Raw genomic sequence first — 24,417 nt, 5'->3', positions numbered from 1 at the left:
TCGGCGATGGACCGAGGCCGGGCTTACGTTATTCCGCTTCCGGGCTGCGTTGTACCTTGTACACCTCCTCCTCGGGCACATTGCTCTCTTTCATCAACGTGAGGGGCTGTGCCTTGTCGCACGCATTCTTTTTGTCCGCATAAACCCCACTGAGGTTGCACTTCCAGTTATAGAAGTTGGCCAGGGCTCCGGACAATTGCAAGCTGTAGTCCGTGCTTTGTGTAGCCGGTGAGAAAGGCTGCCCGGCCGGAATATTCTGGAACCATTGCATCCAGACATCACCCCCGACTGGCGGCGGATTGGCCTGGAACGTCGGGTTCATCGGCGCCCGTTGCTGGTATTCCGCGGTCATGTGGCAGCTCGTGCAGGACGCCTGGGGATTGTCCACCGGACCATTGAGGCGCCCGTTCCAGCCCAGATGAGTCGGCGGCAGTTCCTTGGTATTGGCATTGATTGCGGTCTGCTTCAACGCCGGGTTGATTTTGGTTTCGGTGGGCGTCGGGTTGGTGAACGCATGGCCGTTCTCCTGGGGATCGTTCCCCCACATGATCCCCACCGGCACCAGGTTGTCCCAATTCGCTTTACCGGTAATGGTACCGTTGTATTGGAAAGTGCCGAAGAGCCAGCCGGTCTCGCTCACCCGGGTGTCGCGCACAGCGATGTCCATCTGTATCAGCGCAACATTGGTTACCGCACGGCTTGTCGAAGTGAACGTCTTGGCGGTGTAAGCCTTCCAGAGCAATGGATTGACCAGGAACGGCACCGTACTGACGTCGATATCGGCAAACAGCGCCTTGCACACGACCGTGCCGTTGCCGAAGCCCTTGGGTTTGGAGGTGTAGCTCGGATCGGGGTTCTGCGGGTCTTTCCAGACCTGGCCAATGGTGTACGCCCCGATGTCGTTGTAGATGCCCACCGCGTAAGTCTGCCCACTGCCGGTTTGCGTACTCGCCAACTGTTGGGGCTGGATCGGCGCCTCCTTGGTAAGCCCGTGGATACCCTCACGACCATTGAGACCGTAATGCTGCCAAGGCATGTGATACCACTGGCGAACCTTGTTTTTCTGCACATTCCAGCCAATCCCGGTATTGCCCTCCAGGCAGTATTTCTTCGCCTCGTTCATATAGGGGCGCCAGGTTTCAAAGTCGTTGGAGAATGTTTTGGGGAGCTGCTTGAAGAACGCAGGCATCGAAGATGCGCCCGGCGCCACGGTGGGATAGTTCTGGCTGAGCTGGAAAAGCTCTCCGGAATAATCACTTTTGGGAGGGGCATAGCCAAAATCAGGGAAGGTTCCAGCGTGGGCGCAGGTCACGGACATCGCGCCTGCCAAGATCAGAAACGCAACGACTTTTCCTTGGGGATGGTTCATACAATATCTCCTTATAGGGAGGTGCCCTCTCATCGGCTTCCTGACCGATGCGCAGGACCTCCTTCTGTTTTCAGGCGGCACGGTGCCAAGCCTGTCACGGTCCACTTTCTAAGGTGTGAATGACCTCCTTCGGCTCAAAGCCGGACACGGTCGGTCCTGGCCCGGTCGCCGAACACAAGGTGCTTCAGGGGTTGATGCGAGAGTTCGCAGGGCAAGCGATTCATTTCAGACCTTCCTGGCAATACCGCTTCCTTGCCATAGGTGTAGATCATTTATTCAAAGTCGCCATCACATAGCGGCACTTTTGAGGCAAATGGCCACAATACAAATCGCGGGCGAAAAAAAGCCCGCCGAAGCGGGCTTCTGGGTAGCACATTGCAATCAATCGTCACGGCCCATCAGGCCAAACAGCTGCAGCAGGCTGATGAACAGGTTGTAGATGGATACATACAGGCTGATGGTGGCCATGATGTAGTTACGCTCGCCGCCATGAATGATGGCGCTCGTCTGGTACAGGATCATCAGCGCGGAAAACAGCACGACACCGGCGCTGATCGCCAATTGCAGGCCGCTGATCTGGAAGAAGAAACTGACCAGCATCGCCCCCACCAGTACAAAGAACCCGGCAGTGAGGAAACCGCCCAGGAAGCTCATGTCCTTGCGGGTGATCAGCACATACGCCGACAGCCCACCGAACACCAGTGCGGTCATGGCAAAGGCCGAGCTGACCAGTTCAGCGCCGCCCTGCATCTTGAGGTAAAGGTTGAGGATCGGGCCGAGTATGAAGCCCATGAAGCCGGTCAGGGCGAACGCCGAGACCAGGCCCCAGCCCGAATCACGAAGTTTGTTGGTCAGGAAGAAAAGCCCATAGAAGCCGATCAGCACCACGAACACGTTCGGGTAGCCGACATGCATCTGCTGGGCGACGTAGGCCATCACACCGCTAAAAGCCAGCGTGAGTGCCAGCAGGCCATAAGTGTTGCGCAGGACACGGCTAACCTCTAGCTGCTCGGCCTGCACGCTGTTGTTCACTGCGTAATCCTGTTCGCGCATGGCGACACTCCTCCGGTTTGAAACATTCAGTGGCAAGGATCATAACAGACGCCCTGTAACAAGCTACGCAGAGAGTTTGACAGTGTGTTTCATTCGGGTATTATGGCGCCCGCAACGCAATACGGAGGTGTGGCCGAGTGGTTTAAGGCAACGGTCTTGAAAACCGTCGACTGTAACAGGTCCATGAGTTCGAATCCCATCGCCTCCGCCATATTTGTACGTTAAAGCCCTGATCATTCAGGGCTTTTTCGTGTCTGGCGTTCAGAAAACAGCTGTCGACTTCGGTGCTGGATACGGCACATCGCAACCCCCAGCCCTCACTCAAAGGAAAGAACAGTGACCAGAAAAACCATTGGCTCCCTCGTTGCGGCAATCATGGGCATCGTCTTGCTCTGCGTATTCTTTGGCAGTTGGTACACGGTCGACGAAACCGAACGCGGCGTGCTGCTGCGCAACGGCGCGCTGGTCGGGGTCGTGGAGCCGGGATTGTCGTTCAAGACCCCCTTCATCGAGTCCGTGCGGCTGATCAGTGTGCAAAGCCAGGTCACTTCCTATGAAGACCTCCAGGCCTACAGCAAGGATCAACAGTCCGCCCAACTCAAGGTATCGGTGTCCTGGCATATTGCGCCAGCGGACGTGGCGAAGGTCTACAGCCAGTTCAAGGACATCGAAGGTATCCGCGACCGGATGATCAGCCGGCAGGTGCCGACCCAGGTGGAAAACGTGTTCGGCAGGTTCAACGCGGTGGCCGCTGTGCAGAACCGCGTCCAACTGGTCAACGATATTTCGAGCGCCATCAAATCCACCATCACCGGCCCCGTGATCATCGACAGCGTCCAGGTCGAAAATATCGACTTCAGTGACGCCTACGAGAAAGCGATCGAAGCGCGCATGGCGGCGGAAGTCCAGGTCAAGACCCGCGAGCAGCAGCTCGCCACCGAGCAGGTCCAGGCACAGATTCGCGTGACCCAGGCCCAGGCGGAAGCCGACTCGCAGATCGCCCAGGCGAAGGCGGATGCACTGGCCACCGAATTGCGTGGCAAAGCCGAAGCCGAAGCGATCAAGGCTCGGGCCCAGGCCCTGGCCAGCAACCAGAACCTGGTGGAATTGACCAAGGCCGAGCGCTGGAACGGGGTCTTGCCGACTACCGTGCTGCCCAATGGCGCCCTGCCCTTCATCGACACCAAGTAATTCTGCGGCGCGGCCTGCCCTGGCCGCGCCTGTTCCCTCAGCAGGGAACTTCGCCCCATTCCCGTTAGCGCTACACTGGCCCGAGTGACGAACCCGCAGTTCACCGTTAGCAGGGAGCTCAACGTGTACCCAGGCAAAAACAGACCGGCGCGCCAGCCAATCCGCCCCATACAGCCTCAGCTCATTGTTCCATTCCCTGAAAACCGTGCCCGACTCGGAAGCCCGGCGACTCCGTCGAGCAACGCCCTGGACAGGAGAACAGCGTGACCACGATTATCAAAAAATATAAGTGGCCTGCCTTGTTGGCCGTCGCACTGGCCGTTTTCTCGGCCTTGATATTCTTTCTGATCAAGTCCTATACCTACGACACCACGACCTATTTCGAGTCCCGCGACTTCATCCGGCAACTCAAGCAATCCGACGCCAACTGGAACGTCAAGATTCTGAGGAAAAAGATCGGCGTCAATAACAATCTGTCACTGGCCCCACCGGCGGAAGCAGGCAGCCGATGGGAGCAACTGGAACGGCTCAACAACGCCGGCCCCTTGGCCGCCCTTTGGAACTCCAGGCGCCAGGGCTATGTGGATGCGATCAAGAACAAGACCCTGCTGGTAGAAGCGTTCGAACAGCACAACGCGAACTTGCGTACCGCCCTGGATGCGCTGCCCGCGGCCGAAGACGACATTCAGGCACAGCTCAAGGCGTTGATGACGGGTAATGCGACGGAGCGTCTGACAGCAGCCTCCAATGTTCTTGAGCTGACATTGACGACACTGGAGTACGCCACGTATGTCACGGCAGACAAAGCCAAGGAAGTAGAGAGCCAGTTAAGCGAGCTGGAAGACTATATCCGTCAGTTGCCGGCCTCCTCTCAGCCGCCCTTTATCACACTGACGCAGCATGTCCGGTCGATTATCGAGGAACAGCCGATCGTCAATGATCTGCTTGAGCGCATCAACGTCATTCCGGTGGCCCAAGAACTGGACAGCATCACTGAACTGTTGAATGAGACACAGCGCCGGACCGCCGCAACAGACCGTCAATATCATATCTACCTGGCCGTATGTGCCACCCTCATGGCGTTGTTGATGATCTACCTGGCCGTACGACTGGTGCGCAGCTATGCCGTCATTAACCTGATCAACCACGCGTTGCAGTCGTCCAACGACCGACTGGAGGAACGGGTCGAGGAGCGCACCCGCGAATTGAGAGAAGCCGAGCGCGAACTCGTGGATGCGGCACGGATGGCGGGCATGGCCGAGATTGCCACGAACGTATTGCACAACGTCGGAAACGTGCTTAACAGCGTGAACATCTCCGCGGAGCTGGTCACCCGTAAATTGAGAAACAGCAAGACACTGGGGCTCGGAAAAGCGGTCAAGATGATGAATGAACACGCCGAGGACCTGGGCCAGTTCATGACCTTCGATGAAAAGGGCAAATTACTTCCTCGCTATTTCAACGAACTGGTCGATTCCATCGCCACCGAGCAAGCACTGCTGATCGATGAACTGGCGCAATTGACCAAGAGCGTCGACCACATCAAGGAAATTGTCACCACCCAACAATCCTATGCCGGGGCGGCGCGACTGATCGAGCCGCTCAACGTCAGTGACTTGTTCGAAGATGCGTTGCGCATGAACTCGGGGGCACTGAGCCGGCACCACGTCACGGTCATCAAGGACTATCAGGACGCGCCCACGATCCTGGGCGATAAACACAGGCTGCTGCTGGTTCTGATCAATCTGATCAGTAATGCAAAATTCGCGATGTCCCATGTTTCCGAACCACGGGAAATGACCTTAGGCATACGGATTGTCGACCGCACAACGTTATGCCTCAGCGTCAAGGATCGAGGTGAAGGCATCGCTCCCGATAATCTGGCCCGCATCTTCAACCACGGGTTCACGACGCGCAAGGATGGCCATGGGTTCGGTTTGCACAGCTGCGCCTTGGCAGCGGTCGAGATGAATGGTCGCCTCCATGTCCACAGCGATGGACCTGGTCAAGGCGCCCTCTTCACGCTGGAGATTCCGCTGGAACTGGCACAGCCCTGAGCAAGGCGACATCGTTGGCGGACGTGCCGACGCCATCGCGAGCAGGCTCGCTCCCACAGGTCTTGCTGGCAACTACAGCTGCTGTGATCACTCGGAATACTTGTGGGAGCGAGCCTGCTCGCGATGGCGTTGGGTCAGTTGCATCGAGGCCGGATCTGCCGCCGCCTTCGCGGGCAAGCCCGCTCCCACAGGGTTAGCGGTTATTTGGCGTTCGTCGACCGCGCCTCGCGGTTTCTTCTGGCCGGCAACGCCGCGGCGTAGGCCAGCGCTTCTTCACGCGAAGCGAAGGAACCCAACCGGTCAGCCTGGGTACAGACCCGCCACGGGCCGCTGTTTACGCTGAGGACGTCATAACCGTTGATGTGCATTTTCGTCAGCATTGCGGTACTCATCGTCACCTCCTCCGGTATAAACAAGGGTTGCATCGCCTACCTTACACTCAGTTTCGCCAGGGTGCCGACCGAACGTCGCCACATCCTTCAGTGCGAATCCGAGTCCCAGAGCCAATCCCACAGACCGGGCAGGCGCACCGGCTGGCCGCTTTCCTTGACCGTACGCGCCATGGCCGCCCGCTCCAGTGCCTGGCGATCGTCATAGAACGGCTTGGCGTCGGTCCTCACGCCCGTGGCCCTGGCGCTGTCGAGCAGGATCTGCAGGTATTCACGGGCATGTCGAGCGGTATAGCGATTGAGATCGTGAAACGTCACTACCACCGGAATCACGCCATCGACTGCCGGTAATTGGCCGGCAGCAATGCGCTCGCGCACTTCGGAGAGCTGGCGGGTCAGGTTGATCCGCCGTCGCGGACTGTAGGTAATCCCCCAGACCTTGCCGTCGTTGGCGCTCAGGTCGGTGAGCAACACCTGCATATCGTGTCGCTGGTAGGCCGCGAATGTGCGCCGGTCATAACTCCAGAACGGCGGCCTGACCAGGGTTGGCGCCGTACCGGTAATGGCGGCTATGTCGGCCCCACCGTCGATGAGCGACTGCTCCAGCTCCTCGGGGCTCAGGGAGCGATGATTGGTGTGCCAATGGGTGGCCGTATGAAAACCCAGTATGTGGCCTTCGCTTTGCTCACGCCGCATCACCGATCGACCAATATCGCTGTCCCCAGCACGGGGGGCACGGGTCTGGACAAAGAACACGGCCTTGATCCCCGGCTGTATCGGGTTGTGTGCAAGGGCATCGAGCACGTCAACGCTCGGGTTCCAGAAGGACGATGCGCTGGGTCCATCATCGAACGTCAGCAGGAAACGGATCGGGGGTTGCTCACGCAAACGTTGCTCGGTTTGCGCAGTCAATTCGATGGGTGAGCCGATGCACCCCGACAAACCGCTGGCGATGACCGCAATGACCAGCGCCCTGGCGATGTTTTTCATGTTCTGCCTTTAGGTAATACCGCACTGCTACGCCTCCGCTCCCTGGCGCATGATGTTTGAAGCCCACCTTGGAGAAGGTTAACCGGGTTTGGTTCCTGGCGGTGAGCACTGCTTCGTCTCGCTTGCCATTGACCAGACCTGGCGCCTGACCGGTCTATTTCGACCGTCTGGAAATCCGATTGAATTTTCCGAACGCCTCCGCATCCATCCGTATAGAACTAATTAGGGAGGATTTATGGGCGGGCCATCGCTTTACATCATCGACTACATGCTCCATGGCGAGCCCAAGTCATTCATCATTCGAGCCGAAGTGATGAATAACTCTGAAGCTTGGCATTGGGCCAGTTGCGACGCGGGTGTCGGGCGCATACCCAAGTTCGGAAGGGAGAAGGTCAAGCGGGTCACCAAACCCCTTGCGGAAAAATACGGCATCACCGACGTGCGCTGGCGAGCGAGCGTTGCGCCCAGCTGGATCAAGGAATCTGGCTGATTCCATGACCTTCATTCGTTCGGCGCGCCGACTACTCGTCGGGCGCCGGATTCCCCGGCAAACTGGCAATAACTCAACTACGCTTTAAACGACAAGTACGACCCGTCTGAGGCGGGTTTCGTGCTGCCTCATCAATCCTGAATGGAGGTGTGACATGTCCGAAAAAGAGTCCATCACCACCCTGCTCACCCTGCTGGAATCGCGCCAGAGTCGCCTGACCGCGGCGTGCAAGGAAATCGCCGACTGGGTCGACCACAATGGCGGCCATCCAACCGCCATGCGTATCCGGGATCGCCTGAACGATATCGATAAAGACGTTCCATCGATCAAGCACGCGCTGTCATCCCTCAAGCCCATTGAACGGCCCTTGCCCAAATTCCGCTAACGCTTTGCGTCAGCCAGGCTTCTCCTGAGTTCTACCAGCCGCAACGCCGATGGAACGCGCAATCTTTTTGCGCCTCGTTATTGAAAGGCAGCGGCGGCGGGTCTTGCATCAAGAGCAAAAGACCGTGGAAGGACCCGCGGCCGTTGGAACAACCTAGCCCTTGCTGTGCTCCGGCGATGACGGGCCTTCCTTGATGCCCCGTGGCCCGGCCACGCCCCAGATGATCAAACCCAACACCGGCAGAATGACCAACAGCAAGGCCCAACCCGCCTTGGTTCCGGTCGACTTGTCACTCCGAAACACACTGACGATCGCCCACAAATCCACGAGCAACAGAAGCACCGCGACAGCGATCCCGAAATAACTGGCTGATTCAGACATGGCCCAATCCTCTTGACGGTCTCGTGGCCTGTACGAATGAGCGGTGCAGGCCACGAGTGATTAGGCACAGGCACTCCGGGTCCGTTCAAAGAATCTGCTATCGGCAGGTCTATGAACGCTCGTTCAGATAGGCGACCCATCGTTCGTAGGCTTCATGCTGGCGCCGTACGACCTCCTCCCAAGCCGCGCCTGTCATCTGATGGGCACAAATGAGCGTCATCATGTCCGATGTCGCCGTGTCGAGCTCCACCAGGAGCTCATGGGATTTGACTTTGAAATCTTCAACAGTGGTCATCTTTCCTCTCTCCCCACTGCCCGGGGTCGGCCATCCACCCAACATGGATACCTTTTTTCCGATCTGATTCATTTTTGGCGATGGCCGGTCATCGACGCGTCTAGTGCCAGGGTCGCTGGCAGGCAAGGAATCAAGGCGCAAATGAAGTTCAGTCTTTCCCGAAACGCTGCGGTCATACCAGTATGAGCCGAGAATCGTTGTTTAGCGTCGCCGATGACACACGGCTCGAATGTTTCAGTTATATTTCACTTTAATGACAGTCACTGAACAAGCACTGCCCATGAAAATTCGAGCGACCGTCATCTGCGAAGAAAATCGCCATATCCTGCTGGTGCGCAAATCCAACAGCCGTTGGACCTTGCCGGGCGGCACCGTCGAGCGTGGCGAAAGCCACGCCGACGCCGCGCTCAGGGAGCTAGCAGAAGAAACCGGACTGGACGCCGAGAGCCTGTTGTACCTGATGCGCATCAATGACGGGGACACGCTGCACCACGTATTCGAAGCGTCGGTCAGCGATACCGGGGCGGCCAGCCCACGGAACGAAATCAGTGATTGTCTCTGGCAACCATTGGATACCATTGCACAATTGCAGATGAAGAAAGGCACGCGGCAGATACTGGAGGCATTCAGGCGACGGTTATGAGGACCTTCGACGCCACCGGTAAACTGAGCGCAAACAAAAAGGGTTGCTTGAGATATCTCATGCAACCCTTTGTTTTATATGGTGCCCGAAGCCGGAATCGAACCGGCACGCCCTTACGAGCGGGGGATTTTAAGTCCCATGCGTCTACCAGTTTCGCCATTCGGGCGGTAGCGCGGTCAAGCCCCGTGGAAGCGGCGGATCAGGGATCCGACAGTGTCGAGGCCAGTGCAGCAGAGGGACGAAATATATACATCCCTCCCCGACGAAGCAAGGTTGCCCATGTCCTTTTCAAGACAAAAAGCTTCTTTGCTCCATAAAGAAAAAAGCTCTGTAAATCATAGATCTACAGAGCTTTTTTATAGTGGAGGCCGAAGTCGGAATCGAACCGGCGTAGGTGGATTTGCAATCCACTGCATAACCATTTTGCTATTCGGCCTCAGAACGCCTGATGCAATGAAACCACATCAACCGTGTACCAACCTGATCGGAAGAAATCGCTAACTAAGCGCTATCTCCTTGAAAACATTGAGATTTTTTACGCCCCAACGCGTTCGATGGGCGCAATTATGTACTCATTTGCCAAAGCTGACAACCCCTTGATTTCAAAAAAAAATCGTCCGGCGGGCCAGCCTTTCCCCTCTCGTTCGCGAGGCCCTGCAGCCGTGCCGTGATCGTCAACCGCACCCGGTGAAAATCCGCCTCATCGGAAACCCGCGATCTCGATGGAACAACCACAGCCCCACCAGCTCATTCCTTATGTCGCCTTCGGATTGATAAGGAAAACCATCATGACTGAACGTCCACCACTGGTAGCGAGCCGGGCTGCGGTGCCTAGTCCGTCGCGACCCAATCTCGATACACCGGAGCGTGCGGTATCGCTGCTGGCCGGGACCTTGCTGATCGCCAACGGGTTGCGCCAGGGCGGATTCAGGGGTTGGCCGCAAATCCTGCTGGGGGCTTGCGCGGCGTGGCGCGGTTACTCAGGCTCGTGCCGGGTCAAGCAAGCGCTGACCCACAGCCCGTTCGAGCAGGCTTTCGAGCAGGATCGAGGCTGGGACTCAAGCAAGGTGATCTCCCGCAGCATCACCGTTGGCAAACCCAGGGAGGAAGTCTTTGCGTTCTGCCGCAACCCGGCCAACCTGGGTGCCCTGGTGCCTTGGGTCGATACCATCGAACAGACCGGTGAGCGTACCTACCGCTGGGTAGCCCATGGGCCGAGGGACAAGACCTTGCATTGCGATCTCGAACAGAGTGAACCCAAGGAAGGCCGCAAGCTGCACTGGTTGGCCGCACCGGGCACCCGGTTCAAACACGATATCCAGATGCACTTCAGCGATGCGCCGCCGGGCCGGGGCACGCAGATCAAGATTATCGTGGCCTGCCAGCCCTCCTTCGGGGCCGCCGGCTATGCCCTGGTCGCCGCCATTTCCAGGTTCTCGGACAAAGCCTTGCTGCATCTGCTGCGCAGCATCAAGCAGCAATTGGAAACCGGTGAAGTGATTACCAACAGAATCTGGCCCCACGGTGAGAAGGATTTCCTGTTCATCCATCCGGCGAGCTCCACTCCCCCCGCATCGAACGATTCGTCACCCACACCTCTCAATGGAGGAACTGCCTGATGCGCGCATTGACCTGGCAAGGCCCCAACAAGCTGCAAGTCGAAACCGTCGAGGATCCGTCCATTCTCAGTCCCCGCGACGCCATCGTCCGGGTGACGTTGTCGTCGGTATGCGGTTCGGATCTGCACCTGCTGGGCGGCTACGTGCCGACCATGCAAGCCGGCGACATTATCGGCCATGAGTTCATGGGCGAGGTGGTGGAAACCGGCTCGGCCATCACACAGTTCAAGAAAGGCGACCGGGTCGTCACCGTGTCGATCCTCGGTTGTGGCGAGTGTGAGCATTGCCAGCGCGCGGACTTTTCCTGCTGCGACAACTCCAACCCCAACCCCAGCGCCACAGACATCGCCTATGGCCAACCAGCGTGCGGCATTATCGGCTACAGTCACGCCTTCGGCGGCTTTGCGGGCAGCCACGCCACTTATATCCGCGTGCCATTCGCCGATGTCAATCTGTTCACCGTCCCCGAAGGGGTCAGCGACGAACAAGCCGTATTCGTCTCCGATGCAGTGCCTACCGGTTTTTTCGCCGCCGATAACGCCAATATCCAACCGGGTGACACCGTGGCGGTCTGGGGCTGCGGTGGGGTCGGGTTGATGGCGATTTCCAGCGCCTACCTGCTGGGGGCCGAGCGGGTGATCGCCATCGACCGCTTCCCCGACCGCTTGCGCCTCGCTGAAGAGAAGGCCGGCGCGATTGCCCTCAACTACGAAACCATCGATGTGCATGCGGCCTTGCTGGAGTTGACCGGTGGCCGCGGTCCGGATCGCTGCATCGACTGCGTGGGCATGGAGGCCCACGGCACCGAGGTCGATTATTACTACGACAAGACCAAGCAAATGATGCGCCTGCACACCGAGCGTGCAACGGTGCTGCGCCAGTCGATCCGCGCCTGTCGCAAGGGCGGCACGGTGTCGGTGGTCGGGGTATACGGCGGTCTGCTGGACAAGTTTCCGATGGGGGCCATCGTCAACAAGTCCCTGACCTTGCGTTCGGGCCAGCAACCAGGGCAGCGTTATGTGACGCGACTGTTCGAGTACATCCAGAACGGTCAGTTGGACCCCTCCTACCTGCTCACCCATCCCATGGGGCTGGAGCAGTCGGTGGAGGGCTATGCGATGTTCAAGGACAAGTGTGAAAACTGTTTGCGCGCAGTGTTTCGGCCGGAGTGATCGGGCCATGACGAGGGGGCGGCCACCCGGCCTGGGAGCAGGCTCCCTCGCCACGGGTTTCACGGCGATTTCATACCGGAGTCGCAGGCCAGAGCCATTATGGGTAACATACCGGCCTTCCCCGCAGCCCTTCTGCGACCTGCCGAATAAGCCTTTTCCATGCCTTTTGAACTCAGCGTTGACCTCACCACCCTCGCCATTCTTGCCGTTGTCGCATTCCTGGCCGGCTTCATCGATGCCATCGCCGGAGGCGGCGGCCTGCTGACCACCCCGGCGCTGCTGACCGCCGGCCTGCCGCCACATCTGGTCCTGGGGACCAACAAGCTCAGCGCGACCTTCGGCTCGGCGACGGCCAGCTTCACGTTCTACAAGCGCAAGCTGTTCGATCCGAAGCAGTGGACCCATGCATTGGTCGGCACGCTGGTTGGCGCCTTGAGCGGTGCCGTCGTCGCGCATTACCTGCCTGCCGAATGGCTGAACAAGATGCTGCCGGTGATCGTCTTCGCCTGTGGCCTGTACCTGTTGTTCGGCGGTACGCCAAAGGCGCCGCTGGACAGCGATGCGCCGATCAAAAAGAAGTGGCAATCACCTCAGGGGTTCGCCCTGGGCTTCTATGATGGCGTGGCCGGGCCCGGCACGGGCGCGTTCTGGACCGTCAGCAGCCTGCTGCTCTACCCCATCGACCTGGTCAAGGCCAGTGGCGTGGCCCGCAGCATGAACTTCGTCAGCAACATCGCGGCGCTGGTGGTGTTTATGCTCTCGGGGCAAGTGGACTGGATCATTGGCCTGAGCATGGGCCTCTCGGTGATGATCGGCGCGTTCTTCGGCGCCCGCACCGCCATCAGTGGCGGCGCAAAGTTCATCCGGCCCGTGTTCATCACCGTGGTCCTGGGTCTGACCGTGCGCCTAGCCTGGCAGCACTGGTTCAACGTGGCCTAAGCGCCGCGCCACATAGAGATCGATCAGGTAGCGCGCGATGGAGCGCGAAGCCGGCAACGGTGGCAAGTCGTGGACGTTGAACCACTGGGCGTCCTCGATTTCATCTTCCTGGCACACAATGTCGCCACTGGCGTATTCAGCGTGGAAGCCCAGCATCATCGAGTGCGGAAACGGCCAGCATTGGCTGCCCATGTACTGGATGTTCTTCACTTCGATGCTGACTTCCTCACGCACTTCGCGAACCAGGCAATCCTCGGCCGACTCGCCCGGCTCGGCAAACCCGGCCAGGGTGCTGTAGACCCCGGCGACAAAGCGAGGCGAACGGGCCAGCAGGACTTCATCGCCGCGGGTAATCAGCACGATCATGCTCGGCGAAATCCGCGGGTAGTGCCGCAGGTCGCACACATCGCAATACATCGCCCGCTCCAGCGGAATCTGGCCCATTCGCTTGCCGCAACTGCCACAAAAACGGTGTTCTCGAGCCCAGGTGCCGATCTGTGCCGCATAGCCCAGCACCTTGAACAGCGTGTGGTCGTCTTCGAGCATGAAGGCCCGCAGGCCTTTCCAGTTGCAACCGGGAATATCCTGGGAAGCGTGCAGTTCCAACAGGTAGACCGGCTCGCCATCCAGGTGGCCGATGCCATGCTCGGCAAGGACCGACAGGTCCTGGCGCTTGAGCCATTCGCGGGGAAACAGCGCGCCGTTGTCATCGAACAGGAAGCCTTCCGGGCTGCGGGCCACGGCCCAGCCGCCGGGAAGATCGGTATCGCGTACTGCGGTGGTCCAGCGTGAAATCATGGTCAGTCAATCCAGAAATTCGGGTTTCTGTTTGCTCATATGGGCGGCCATGGCCACGCGCAAGTCGGCCGATTGCAACATGGCGGCGTTCCAGGTGGCGACGTACTCCAGCCCGTCGTCGATGCGGTGGTCGCGCATGTAGCTGATCATTTCCTTGGTGCCGGCGATGGCAATCGGCGACTTGGCGGCGATTTCCCGGGCGATGCCCATCACGCCGTCGAGCAGGCTGGCGGTATCACTGTAGACACGATTGACCAGGCCGATGCTCCGCGCTTCATCGGCACCGAACGTGCGCCCCGTATAAGCGAGTTCACGCAGCATGCCGTCCCCGATGATCCGGGGCAAGCGTTGCAATGTGCCAACATCGGCGGCCATGCCGATATCGATTTCCTTGATGGAGAACTGGGCGTCCTCGGCGGCGTAACGCATGTCGCAGGCACTGATCAGGTCGATGGCACCGCCCAGGCAATAACCCTGGATCGCCGCGAGTACCGGTTTGCGGCAGTTGTCCACGGCGTTGAACGAGGCTTGCAGCTGCAAGATCTTGCGTCGCAGCAGGCGGGCATTGCGGCCGACATCCTTGCCCAGCTCGTTGGCCACGCCGGCCAGCATCATCAGGTCTATCCCTGAGGAAAAATGTTTGCCGGCACCGCTCAGCACCACTGCCCGCACTTCGTCGGTGTCATCGATCCAGTGGAAGATCTCGATGATCTCGCTCCAGAACGCGGCGTTCATTGCATTGATCTTGTCCGGGCGGTTGATCTGCACATGGGCGATGTTGTCTGCAAGTTCAACGTTGAACGCTTGGTATTGCGACATGGCAGTGATCCTTTACCGGCTGAAAAGAGGCTTGAACTATAACAAGCCATTGAGACAGGTCGTAGGCAGTGCATCGGCCAAAAGCAGGACTTGCTTGCATGATTGAAGACGATGGCAGTCACCGGACCATGGACTTGAATCTGTGGGAGCAAAGCTTGCTCGCGATGGGGTCGGCAGCCTCAACGTTCCGGGAGGCTGGTCCACAGCTATCGCGAGCAAGCTTTGCTCCCACAGTTGTTCTCCAGGACTATCTCCTGCTGCGACCTCCGATCACTCGTCCGCCTCCACCTGCCCATCCCACGCCGCGATCAACTGCACGCTGGCGATCAACCGACTCTGCTGCAGGCTGAGCACGCTGCGCTCGTTGCTCAGGGCGGTGGCCTGGACGGTCACCTCGCATGATTGAAGACGATGGCAGTCACTGGACCATGGACTTGAATCTGTGGGAGCAAAGCTTGCTCGCGATGGGGTCGGCAGCCTCAACATCCCGGGAGGCTGGTCCACAGCTATCGCGAGCAAGCTTTGCTCCCACAGTTGTTCTCCAGAACTGTCTCCTGCTGCGACCTCCGATCACTCGTCCGCCTCCACCTGCCCATCCCACCCCCCGCCCAACGCCGCGATCAACTGCACGCTGGCGATCAACCGGCTCTGCTGCAGGCTGAGCACGCTGCGCTCGTTGCTCAGGGCGGTGGCCTGGACGGTCACCACGTCGAGGTAGGCGATCAGTCCGGCTTTGTACTGGTTCTGGGTCAGGCGCAAGGATTCGCGCGCGGCGTCGAGGGCTTCCTGGCGCACGCGGGCTTCGTCTTCCAGCACCTTGAGTTGGATCATGTAGTTTTCCACCTCGCGAAACCCGTCGAGCACGGTCTGGCGGTAGGTGGCGACGGTCTGGTCGTAGGCCGCGACACTGCGGTCGACTTCCGCCGAACGCTGGCCGCCGTCGAACAACGTCATGGCCAGTTGTGGCCCCACCGACCAGAAGCGATTCGGTACGCTGATCCAGTTGTCATAGGTACTGCTGCTGTAGCCGCCACTCAGGCTCAGGGTCAGGTCCGGGTAATAGGCCGCCTTGGCCACGCCGATGTTGGCATTGGCGGCCATCACCGAGCGTTCCGCCGAGGCGATATCCGGCCGCCGTTCGAGCAACTGCGATGGCAGTGCCACCGGGACTTGCGGCAAGGACGGAATGTCCTGGGTTTCCGCCAGGTTGAACTCAGCCGGAGGCAAGCCCATCAACACGGCGATGGCATTTTCGAACTGAGCACGCTGCCAGATCAGGTCGATCAAGTCGCCCTGGGTGGTCTTGAGCTGGTTCTGCGCCTGGGCCACTGCGTCCTTGCCGGACACCCCGGCTCGGTACTGGTTTTCGGTCATCTTCAGCGAACGCTGATAGTTCTCCAGGGTGGCCTGCAGCAGACGTTTCTGTTGGTCAATCACCCGCAATTGCAGGTAATTCTGCACCAGTTCCGATTGCTGGCTCAGACGCATGGCGGCCAGGTCGGCGAAACTGGCCTGGGCACTGGCCTCATCGGCCTCCAGGGTGCGCCGCAGTTTGCCCCAGACATCAGCCTCCCAACTGACCCCGGCCTGGGCGCTGTAGGTGTCGCGGATGCCACTGGACGAGCTGCTCAGGCTCGAACTGCTGCTGCCCGTGCCCTGGCTGGAGCGGTTCTTGCCGACGGTCAGGTCCACCGAGGGAAAAAACGCCCCCCGGGCACTGCGCGCCAGGGCCTGGGCCTGGCGGTACTGGGCTTCGGCCTGGGCCACGGTCTGGTTGGACGTATTGAGTTTTTCCACCAGGCCATTGAGCTGCGCGTCCCCGTACAACTCCCACCAGGCACCACGGCCCAGGGCATCGCTCGGATTGGCCTGGCGCCAACCCTGGGCTTCCTTGTATTGCGCTGGCGCGGCGGCCTGCGGGCGCTGGTAATCCGGGCCAATCGCACAGGCGCTGAGCATGGCCACGCACAGCGCCAGGCTCAGTGCCCGCGAGCCACGGGCAGTCGCCAGCGGCGCGACAAGATTGAAAAACGAACGGTCGTTCATAGCGGAGTTTCCAGGGCAGCATCGGTGCGCACGCCGCGCCAGCGGTTGAAGCGATGGCGCAGCTTGTCGAGATAGAGGTAAACCACCGGAGTGGTGTAAAGCGTCAGGACCTGGCTGAACACCAGCCCGCCGATGATGGTCAGGCCCAGCGGCTGGCGCATCTCCGAACCTTCGGCGCCGCCGATCAACAGGGGCACGGCACCGAGGATGGCCGCCAGCGTGGTCATCAGGATCGGCCGCAAGCGCAACAGACAGGCGCTGCGAATCGACTCCAACGGTGCCTGCCCACCCCGCTCCAGTTGCAAGGCCAGGTCGATCATCAGGATCGCGTTTTTCTTCACCACGCCAATCAGCAGGAACAGCCCCAGCAGGGAAATCAGGCTGAATTCCCCGCCTAGCATGTAGATCGACAGCAGCGCGCCGACCCCGGCCGACGGCAAGGTGGACAGGATGGTCAGCGGATGAATGTAGCTTTCATACAGCACGCCCAACACCAGGTACACCGCCAGCAATGCCCCGAGGATCATGAACGGCTGACTCTTCTGGGTGGCCGCGAAGGCGTCGGCGGTGCCGGCCATTTTCACGATCACGTCCTCGGGCATGCCGAGCCTGGCGATGGTCCGCTCGATGGCGGCCGTGCCCTGCTCCACCGTCACGCCTTCGGCCATGTCGAAGGAAATGCTCTCGGAAGCGAACTGGCCTTCATGGCTGACCCGGTCATCCTCCAGGCTGTTCTCATAATGGGCGATGGTCGACAACGGCACCCGCGCGCCGTCGGCGGTGATCACCTGCACCTGCTCCAGGGTATTCGGGTCCCGGGCGTACTTGGGATTGACCTCCATCACCACCTGATACTGGTTCAGGCTGTCATAGATGGTCGAAATCTGGCGCTGGCTGTAGGCGTTGTTCAGCACGGCGGTGACCATGTTCATGTCGATGCCCAGGCGCTTGGCCTGGTCGCGGTCCACCACCAGTGTTACCTGCTGAGCCCCACCACCGTCCCGGGCGTCAATGGCAGTCAACTCCGGCAAGGTCCGGAAAGCGGCCACGAGCTTGGGGTACCACTCACGCAGGGACGCCAGGTCAGCGCTTTGCAGGATGTAGGAGTATTGCGAGGTGGTCTGCTCGCGGCCGCCACCGAATTGCAGGTCCTGGTCGGCCATCAGCATCAGTTGGGCGCCGGGGACCTTGGGCATTTCCTTGCGCAAGCGCTCGATGACTTTCTGCGCGGAAATGCTCCGTTCCTTGATCGGCTTGAGGCGCACCAGCATGAACGCGTTGTTGGTGCCGTTGTTGCCGCCAATGAAGCCCGCCACGCTCTGCACCGCGTCGTCCTTGAGCACCGCACGGCGGAAGATTTCCATCTTCGGCTGCATCACGTTGAACGACAGGCCGTCATCGCCGCGCACGAAACCGATCAACTGGCCGGTGTCCTGCTGCGGCATGAAGGTTTTTGGCACCACCACATACAGGGCGACGTTGACACCGATGGTCACCAGCAGACTGAACAAGGTCAGGCGTCGATGACGCAGCACCCAGTCCAGGCTGGTGGCATAGCCACGAACCATCCAGTCGTTGAGACGCCGGCTCTCGCGCTGCAAACGGTTTTCCTGTCCGGGCACATGGGGCTTGAGCCAGCGCGAGCAGAGCATCGGCGTAAGCGTCAGGGACACCACCAGCGAGACCACGATGGCCGCCGCCAGGGTGATGGAAAACTCGCGGAACAGGCTCTCGATGATGCCCCCCATGAACAGGATCGACAGGAACACCGCCACCAGCGAGGCGTTCATCGACAACAGGGTGAAGCCCACCTCCTTGGCACCGAGGTAAGCGGCTTTCATCGGCGGCACACCTTCGTCGATGTGCCGGGAAATGTTTTCCAGCACGACGATGGCGTCATCCACCACCAACCCGGTGGCGAGGATCAACGCCATCAACGACAGGTTGTTCAGGGAAAAACCGTAGAGGTACATCACCGCGAACGTGCCCACCAGCGACACCGGTACCGCCAGGGTCGGAATCAGCGAGGCGCGGAAATTGCCGAGGAACAGGAACACCACCAGCACCACCAGGGCAACAGCGATCAGCAGGGTCATTTCCGCTTCGTGCAGGGTGGCCTTGATCACCGGCGAACGGTCCATGGCCAGGTTCAGCTTGACGCTGGCCGGCAGCACCGCCTGCAACGCCGGCAGTTGCGCCTTGATTTCATTGACCGTCTCGATGATGTTGGCGCCGGCCTGGCGGTTGATCACCAGCAGTACCGCGGCATCGTTGTTGAAGAAACCGCTGTTGTAGCGATCCTCGACGCTGTCGGCGACCTTCGCCACGTCCCTGAGCCGCAGCACCGAGCCGTCCTGGTAACGGATGATCAGGGTTTCGTAGTCCTTGGCCTTCTCCAACTGGTCGTTGGCCTGGACCTGCCACATGCGCCGGTCATCCTCGACCGAACCCTTGGGCCGGCGCACGTTACTGTTAGCGATGGTCTTGCGCACGTCATCCAGCGCCACGCCGTACTGGTTGAGCAACTGCGGTTCCAGCTCGATGCGAACCGCCGGCAGCGAACTGCCGCCGATCTGCACTTCGCCGACACCTGAAACCTGGGACAGGCTCTGGGACAGAATGGTGGCCGCCAGGTCGTAGAGTTGGCCCTTCTCCAATACGTCCGAGGTCAGCGACAGCACCATGACCGGCGCCTGGGACGGGTTGACCTTTTTATAGGTCGGCATACTGCGCATACCGCTGGGCAGCAGGTTACGCGAGGCATTGATGGCCGCCTGCACTTCGCGCGCCGCCCCGTTGATATCGCGGTCCAGGTCGAATTGCAGGATCACCCGAGTCGAGCCCTGGCTGGAACGGCTGCTCATGGTATTGACCCCGGCGATGGCGCCGAAGGAGCGTTCGAGGGGCGTCGCCACCGTCGAAGCCATCACCTCCGGGCTGGCCCCCGGCAGGTTGGCCTGGACCACGATCACCGGGAAATCCATCTGCGGCAGCGGCGAAACCGGCAGCAGGCCGAAGCACACACCGCCAAGCAGCATGATGGCGAAACTCAGCAGCATGGTGGCGACGGGGCGCTTGATGAAGGGCCCGGAGAGGTTCATGGGCAATAGCTCCAAGCCGCAAGCTTCAAGCGGCGAGCGCTTTTGTGGCGAGGGGATTTATCCCCGCTTGAGTGCGCAGCGCTCACAAAAGAGGCTGCTACGCAGCCTGACGGGGATGAGTCCCCTCGCCACAAAAAGCTCCTCCGCCCTGGGCGCATGGTGGTCATCGTTCTACAAGCCGTCATGCCTGCACCTCTTTCCCATCAACCCGGGCAAAGCGCCGCCCGAGGCGATCGAAATACAGGTAGATAACAGGCGTCGTGAACAGCGTCAGCACCTGGCTCACCAACAACCCGCCTACCATCACCAGCCCCAGGGGCTGGCGCAGTTCCGCGCCGGAGCCGGTGGCGAGCATCAGCGGTACCGCGCCGAACAGGGCCGCCAGGGTGGTCATCAGGATTGGCCGGAAGCGCAGCAATGCGGCTTGATAGATCGCCGTCTGCGGATCGATCCCTTGGTTGCGCTCGGCATCGAGGGCGAAGTCGATCATCATGATCGCGTTCTTCTTGACGATGCCGATCAACAGGATAATGCCGATGATCGCGATCATGCCCAGGTCGTTGCCACTGAGAATCAACGCCAGCAAGGCACCGATGGCCGCCGAGGGCAAGGTCGAGAGGATCGTGATCGGGTGGATATAGCTCTCGTACAGCACGCCCAGCACGATGTACATGGTCACCACCGCCGCCAGGATCAGCAGCAAGGTGCTCGACAACGAGGCCTGGAACGCCTGGGCCGCGCCCTGGAACTCAGTCTGCACGCCCACCGGCATGCCGATATCGTGCTGGACCTTCTCGATCAACTCCACCCCATGGCCGAGGGCCACACCCGGCGCAAGGTTGAACGACATCATCACCGCCGGGAACTGGCCGATGTGGGCAATCGCCAATTGGGCCTGACGCTCCTCGACCCGGGCCAGGCTCGACAGGCGCACCTGCCCACCATCGGTGGTCTTGACGTAGATCTGATTCAGAGCCTGCGGGCCGATCTTCTCCCCGGACTGGGCCTGCAACACCACCCGGTACTGGCTGGCCTGGGTATAGATGGTGGAAATCTGCCGTTGGCCAAACGCGTCATACAGCGCATCGGTGATGTTCGACACCGACACGCCCAGGCGTGATGCGGCGTCACGGTCGATCACCAGGTAGACCTGGAGCCCCTTGTCCTGCAGGTCGCTGGCGACGTCGGTCAGCTCCGGCTGGCGAGCCAGCGCCTCTACCAATCGCCCGCTCCACAGGGTGAGCAATTCGGCGTCCGGTGACGACAGGCTGAACTGGTACTGGGTACGACTGACCCGGTCTTCGATGGTCAGGTCCTGCACCGGCTGCATGAACAGGCGGATGCCCACCAGGCGATCCAGTTGCGGCTGCAAGCGGGCAATGATCTCGCTGGCGCTGTCGTCTCGCTTGCTGTGGGGCTTGAGATTGATCAGCAGCCGGCCGCTGTTGAGGGTGGCGTTGTCGCCATCCACGCCGATGTACGAAGACAGGCTTTCCACCGCTGGGTCGGCGAGGATCACCTTGGCCAGTTCTTGCTGGCGCTCGCTCATGGCGGCGAAGGAAATCGACTGCGGCGCCTCGGAAATGCCCTGGATCACCCCGGTGTCCTGCACCGGGAAGAACCCCTTGGGCACGGCCAGGTACAACACCACCGTAAGCACAAGGCTGCCCACCGCCACCAGCAGGGTCAGCGGCTGATGCCTGAGCACCCATTGCAACTTGCGACCATAGGCGGCGATCAGCCAGTCGATCCACGCCCCGCTGGCACGGTAGAAACGCCCCTGCTCATCCTCCCTCGGCTCACGCTTGAGCAAGCGTGCGCACATCATCGGGGTCAAGGTCAGGGACACCACCAGGGAAATCAGGATTGCCACGGCCAGGGTGATGGCGAACTCACGGAACAAGCGCCCCACTACGTCAGCCATGAACAACAGCGGAATCAACACCGCAATCAGCGACAGCGTCAGGGAAATCAGCGTGAAGCCGATCTGCTTCGCGCCCTTGAGCGCGGCCTGCAGCGGGCTGTCGCCCTCCTCGATATAACGGGCGATGTTCTCCAGCATGACGATGGCATCGTCCACCACGAAACCGGTGGCAATGGTCAGGGCCATCAGTGTCAGGTTGTTGATGGAGAACTCCGCCAGGTACATCACGCCGAACGTACCGATCAGCGACAACGGCACGGCCACCGACGGGATGATGGTGGCGCTGAAACGGCGCAGGAACAGGAACGTCACCATGACCACCAGGGCGATGGCGATCAGCAGTTCATGCTGCACGTCGGTGACCGAAGCGCGGATGGTCTGGGTGCGGTCGGTGAGCACGGTAACGTCCAGGCCGGCCGGCAGGTTGTCGGTGATGCTCGGCAACAGTGCCTTGATCCGGTCCACCACTTCAATGACGTTGGCCCCCGGTTGGCGCTGGATGTTCAGCAGCACGGCCTGGTTTTCGTTGGCCCAGGCAGCAAGGCGCTCATTCTCGGCGCCATCGACGATCTGCGCCACGTCCTTGAGCCGCAACGGCGCGCCGTTGGCGTAGGCCAGGATCAGCTCGGCGTAGTCCTTGGGCGAGGTCAACTGATCGTTGGCATCGAGCATCGACACCCGGGTCGCACCGTCGAAGTTGCCCTTGGGCTGGTTGACGTTGGAAGCACCGATCAGGGTGCGCACGTCCGCCAAGTTGAGACCGTTGGCCGCCAGGGCTTCGGGGTTGACCTTGATCCGCACCGCCTGGCGCTGCCCGCCGGCGATGGTGACCATGCCGACCCCGCTGATCTGGGCGATCTTCTGCGCCATGCGGGTGTCCACCAAATCGTTGAGCTTGGGCAGCAGCATGGTCTTGGAGGTGATCGCCAGGGTCAGGACCGGGGTGTCGGCCGGGTTGACCTTGTTATATACCGGCGGCGCCGGCAGGTCGGTCGGCAACAGGTTGGTGGCCGCATTGATCGCTGCCTGCACCTGTTGTTCGGCGACATCCATGTTGATTTCGAGGTTGAAGCGCAGGGTAATCACCGAAGCGCCACCGGAGCTGGTGGACGCCATCTGCGTCAGGCCCGGCATCTGTCCGAACTGCCGCTCCAGGGGCGCGGTCACGGCACTGGTCATCACGTCGGGGCTGGCGCCCGGGTACAGGGTCATGACACGGATGGTCGGGTAGTCGACCTGGGGCAATGCCGACACCGGCAGCAACCGATAGGCGATCAGGCCAGCCAGGACAATGGCCAGCATACTCAGCGTAGTCGCGACCGGGCGCAGGATGAACAGCCGCGAGAGATTCATGCGCCGCCCTTTTTCGCCTTGTCGGCCACGGCGGGTTCAGCCGGGGCTGCCGCAGGCTTGCCCTGCAGGTGTTCGGTTGGCGTGGTGGGCACATCCTGGCTGTCGTTGACCACTTCCACCTCGCTGCCTTCCTTCAAACGGTCGGTGCCTTCGAGCACCACCCGGTCGCCGGCGGCCAGTCCTTCCGTGATCACGGTATTTTCGCCGTCACTGGCGCCGACCTTGAGCTGCTTGATGGTGACCTTCTTGTCGCCCTCCAGGGCGTAGACGAAGGTGCCATTGGTGCCGAACTGAATGGCTGCGGTCGGCGCCAGGATCACCCCCTTAAGCGTGTCGGCCAACAGGCGCACGTTGACGAACTGATTGGGGAACAGCGACTGCTCACGATTATCGTAGCGGGCCTTGAATTTCAGGGTGCCGGTGGTGATGTCGATCTGGTTGTCCAGGCTTTGCAGCACGCCGCTGGCCTGGAGTTTCACATCGCCACGGTCCCAGGCTTCGACAGGCAGCTTCGCGCCGCTGCGGTAACGGGCAAGCACCGTGTCGAGGTTGTTTTCCGGCAGGGTGAACACGACATTGATGGGTTGGGTCTGGGTGATGACGGCCAGGGCCGTGGTGTCGTTGGCCGCCACCAGGTTGCCAATGTCCAGTTGCCGCAGGCCTACGCGCCCGGAGATCGGTGCACGTATCTTGGTGAACTCCAGGTTGAGCCTGGCGTCGTTGACCGCCGCCTGGTTGGTCTTGACCGTGCCTTGATACTGCCCCACCAGCGCAGCCGCGGTGTCGAGGGTCTGCTTGGCGATGCTGTCCTCGGCATACAGGCCGCGGTACCGCTCGAGATCGACCTGGGCGTTTTTCAACTGGGCCTGGTTCTGCAGCAACGTACCTTCGGCCTGCAGCAAGGCGTTCTGGTAGGGACGCGGATCGATCTCGGCCAGCAGGTCCCCCGCCTTCACCATCTGCCCTTCTTCGAAGGCGATCTTGACCAGCTCACCGCCCACCCGGCTGCGCACGTTGATCGTATTGAGCGCCGTGACCGTGCCCAACGCCTTGTAATACAACGGGAAATCCCCGGTGACGGCGGGTGCCACCCGAACCGGTATCGGCCCCGTCGCACCGCCGAACCCGGGCCGCATGCCGCCCGAACGCCCCATGTGTCCAGCGGCGGCTTTCTGTCCTGCAGCGGACTTGTGATCCGCGCCGGCCGGCCAGAATTTCCAGGCCAGCACCGCGACGACCAATACGACGAACAGGCTGAACAGCCAGCGACGGGAATTGCGGGGAACAGAGGATTGCATGGAGTGATCAACCATTGGGCGCGTGGGCATCTTTTATGGAAGGCTGAACGATAAGCACTGGCAGGTATTTAGCAAAGCGCCTTTACCGGCAATTTACCTTGGGCT

20 protein-coding genes, 3 tRNA genes and 1 pseudogene are annotated in these 24,417 nt (G+C 60.5%); 9 read left to right on the top strand and 15 right to left on the bottom strand.

Translation table 11 applies throughout. The features are described 5' to 3' along the window. Nucleotides 1-28 precede the first annotated feature (28 nt). Together FGE05_RS12685 and FGE05_RS12680 are read right to left on the bottom strand one after the other, a co-directional pair. Nucleotides 29-1,369 (bottom strand): hypothetical protein, encoded by a 1,341-nt coding sequence (locus tag FGE05_RS12685; RefSeq protein WP_139645356.1) that lies wholly within the window; start codon nt 1,367-1,369, stop codon nt 29-31. A gap of 381 nt (nt 1,370-1,750) precedes the next feature. Next, entirely contained in the window at nt 1,751-2,422 is a 672-nt protein-coding gene (locus FGE05_RS12680) for a Bax inhibitor-1/YccA family protein (protein WP_139645354.1), read from the bottom strand. A gap of 123 nt (nt 2,423-2,545) precedes the next feature. Between FGE05_RS12680 and FGE05_RS12675 the strand changes: the two genes are divergently transcribed. From FGE05_RS12675 to FGE05_RS12665, 3 genes are all read left to right on the top strand, one after another. Next, nucleotides 2,546-2,633: transfer RNA gene (locus tag FGE05_RS12675), tRNA-Ser, on the top strand. Nucleotides 2,634-2,758: 125 nt separating this feature from the next. Continuing rightward, nucleotides 2,759-3,613 (top strand): prohibitin family protein, encoded by an 855-nt coding sequence (locus tag FGE05_RS12670; protein WP_139645352.1) that lies wholly within the window; start codon nt 2,759-2,761, stop codon nt 3,611-3,613. A gap of 263 nt (nt 3,614-3,876) precedes the next feature. Then, nucleotides 3,877-5,670: a DAHL domain-containing protein gene (locus FGE05_RS12665; protein ID WP_139645350.1), complete on the top strand. Its 1,794-nt coding sequence runs from the start codon at nt 3,877-3,879 to the stop codon at nt 5,668-5,670. A gap of 200 nt (nt 5,671-5,870) precedes the next feature. On the opposite strand, the gene FGE05_RS12660 is transcribed toward FGE05_RS12665, so the two are convergent. Together FGE05_RS12660 and FGE05_RS12655 are read right to left on the bottom strand one after the other, a co-directional pair. Beyond that, the gene (locus FGE05_RS12660; RefSeq protein WP_139645348.1) at nt 5,871-6,062 is read right to left on the bottom strand and encodes a DUF2188 domain-containing protein; all 192 of its coding nucleotides are present in this window, start codon (nt 6,060-6,062) and stop codon (nt 5,871-5,873) included. Nucleotides 6,063-6,149: 87 nt separating this feature from the next. After that, the gene (locus FGE05_RS12655; protein ID WP_139645346.1) at nt 6,150-7,049 is read right to left on the bottom strand and encodes a polysaccharide deacetylase family protein; all 900 of its coding nucleotides are present in this window, start codon (nt 7,047-7,049) and stop codon (nt 6,150-6,152) included. A 235-nt stretch (nt 7,050-7,284) separates the two neighbouring features. Between FGE05_RS12655 and FGE05_RS12650 the strand changes: the two genes are divergently transcribed. Beyond that, a complete protein-coding gene (locus tag FGE05_RS12650; RefSeq protein WP_041022040.1) occupies nt 7,285-7,539 on the top strand; it encodes a DUF6555 family protein in 255 nt (84 codons plus the stop codon). 154 nt (nt 7,540-7,693) lie between these two features. Further along, nucleotides 7,694-7,924 carry a hypothetical protein gene (locus FGE05_RS12645; RefSeq protein ID WP_139645344.1) on the top strand — a complete coding sequence of 77 codons (231 nt, stop codon included), beginning with the start codon at nt 7,694-7,696 and terminating at the stop codon, nt 7,922-7,924. 153 nt (nt 7,925-8,077) lie between these two features. Here FGE05_RS12645 and FGE05_RS12640 read toward each other — a convergent pair whose 3' ends face one another. Beyond that, nucleotides 8,078-8,305 (bottom strand): PLD nuclease N-terminal domain-containing protein, encoded by a 228-nt coding sequence (locus FGE05_RS12640; RefSeq protein ID WP_139645342.1) that lies wholly within the window; start codon nt 8,303-8,305, stop codon nt 8,078-8,080. A 109-nt stretch (nt 8,306-8,414) separates the two neighbouring features. Next, nucleotides 8,415-8,600, bottom strand: coding sequence for a hypothetical protein (locus FGE05_RS12635; RefSeq protein WP_139645340.1), 186 nt, complete (start codon nt 8,598-8,600; stop codon nt 8,415-8,417). Nucleotides 8,601-8,880: 280 nt separating this feature from the next. Between FGE05_RS12635 and FGE05_RS12630 the strand changes: the two genes are divergently transcribed. Continuing rightward, a complete protein-coding gene (locus FGE05_RS12630) occupies nt 8,881-9,243 on the top strand; it encodes an NUDIX hydrolase (RefSeq protein WP_139645338.1) in 363 nt (120 codons plus the stop codon). A gap of 79 nt (nt 9,244-9,322) precedes the next feature. Here the strand turns inward: FGE05_RS12630 and FGE05_RS12625 are convergent. Next, nucleotides 9,323-9,409: transfer RNA gene (locus FGE05_RS12625), tRNA-Leu, on the bottom strand. Between the two features lie 196 nt (nt 9,410-9,605). Continuing rightward, nucleotides 9,606-9,679 (bottom strand) — tRNA-Cys (locus FGE05_RS12620). A 352-nt stretch (nt 9,680-10,031) separates the two neighbouring features. Between FGE05_RS12620 and FGE05_RS12615 the strand changes: the two genes are divergently transcribed. The 3 genes from FGE05_RS12615 (at nt 10,032) to FGE05_RS12605 (ending at nt 12,973) form a co-directional block, all read left to right on the top strand. Next, nucleotides 10,032-10,862: an SRPBCC family protein gene (locus FGE05_RS12615; protein WP_176563006.1), complete on the top strand. Its 831-nt coding sequence runs from the start codon at nt 10,032-10,034 to the stop codon at nt 10,860-10,862. Further along, the gene (locus tag FGE05_RS12610; protein WP_139645335.1) at nt 10,862-12,034 is read left to right on the top strand and encodes a zinc-dependent alcohol dehydrogenase; all 1,173 of its coding nucleotides are present in this window, start codon (nt 10,862-10,864) and stop codon (nt 12,032-12,034) included. Before FGE05_RS12615 ends, FGE05_RS12610 begins: the two co-directional genes overlap by 1 nt. 159 nt (nt 12,035-12,193) lie before the next feature. Next, nucleotides 12,194-12,973, top strand: coding sequence for a TSUP family transporter (locus tag FGE05_RS12605; protein WP_139645333.1), 780 nt, complete (start codon nt 12,194-12,196; stop codon nt 12,971-12,973). Here the strand turns inward: FGE05_RS12605 and nudC are convergent. The 7 genes and pseudogenes from nudC to FGE05_RS12575 form a co-directional block, all read right to left on the bottom strand. Continuing rightward, nucleotides 12,941-13,771 (bottom strand): NAD(+) diphosphatase, encoded by an 831-nt coding sequence (gene nudC, locus FGE05_RS12600; protein ID WP_139645331.1) that lies wholly within the window; start codon nt 13,769-13,771, stop codon nt 12,941-12,943. The two genes, FGE05_RS12605 and nudC, sit on opposite strands and share 33 nt — an antisense overlap. Nucleotides 13,772-13,777: 6 nt before the next feature. Further along, nucleotides 13,778-14,590, bottom strand: a complete 813-nt coding sequence (locus tag FGE05_RS12595; RefSeq protein ID WP_139645329.1) for a crotonase/enoyl-CoA hydratase family protein — start codon at nt 14,588-14,590, stop codon at nt 13,778-13,780. Nucleotides 14,591-14,860: 270 nt separating this feature from the next. After that, nucleotides 14,861-14,983: pseudogene (locus tag FGE05_RS30105) on the bottom strand (hypothetical protein); the annotation flags it as partial. 177 nt (nt 14,984-15,160) lie between these two features. Next, nucleotides 15,161-16,636 carry an efflux transporter outer membrane subunit gene (locus tag FGE05_RS12590; protein WP_139645327.1) on the bottom strand — a complete coding sequence of 492 codons (1,476 nt, stop codon included), beginning with the start codon at nt 16,634-16,636 and terminating at the stop codon, nt 15,161-15,163. Next, complete coding sequence (locus FGE05_RS12585; protein WP_139645325.1) at nt 16,633-19,737, bottom strand: efflux RND transporter permease subunit; 3,105 nt, start codon at nt 19,735-19,737, stop codon at nt 16,633-16,635. Before FGE05_RS12585 ends, FGE05_RS12590 begins: the two co-directional genes overlap by 4 nt. Before the next feature lie 181 nt (nt 19,738-19,918). Continuing rightward, entirely contained in the window at nt 19,919-23,014 is a 3,096-nt protein-coding gene (locus tag FGE05_RS12580) for an MdtB/MuxB family multidrug efflux RND transporter permease subunit (protein WP_139645323.1), read from the bottom strand. Next, the gene (locus FGE05_RS12575) at nt 23,011-24,327 is read right to left on the bottom strand and encodes an MdtA/MuxA family multidrug efflux RND transporter periplasmic adaptor subunit (protein WP_139645321.1); all 1,317 of its coding nucleotides are present in this window, start codon (nt 24,325-24,327) and stop codon (nt 23,011-23,013) included. The genes FGE05_RS12580 and FGE05_RS12575 overlap by 4 nt, the downstream gene beginning before the upstream one ends. Between the last annotated feature and the right edge of the window lie 90 nt (nt 24,328-24,417).

The organism is Pseudomonas sp. ICMP22404 (assembly GCF_006227205.1).
Lineage (GTDB): Bacteria > Pseudomonadota > Gammaproteobacteria > Pseudomonadales > Pseudomonadaceae > Aquipseudomonas.
Note: the sequence above shows the minus strand (reverse complement) of the source record. Positions and strands in the feature narration are given on the sequence as shown.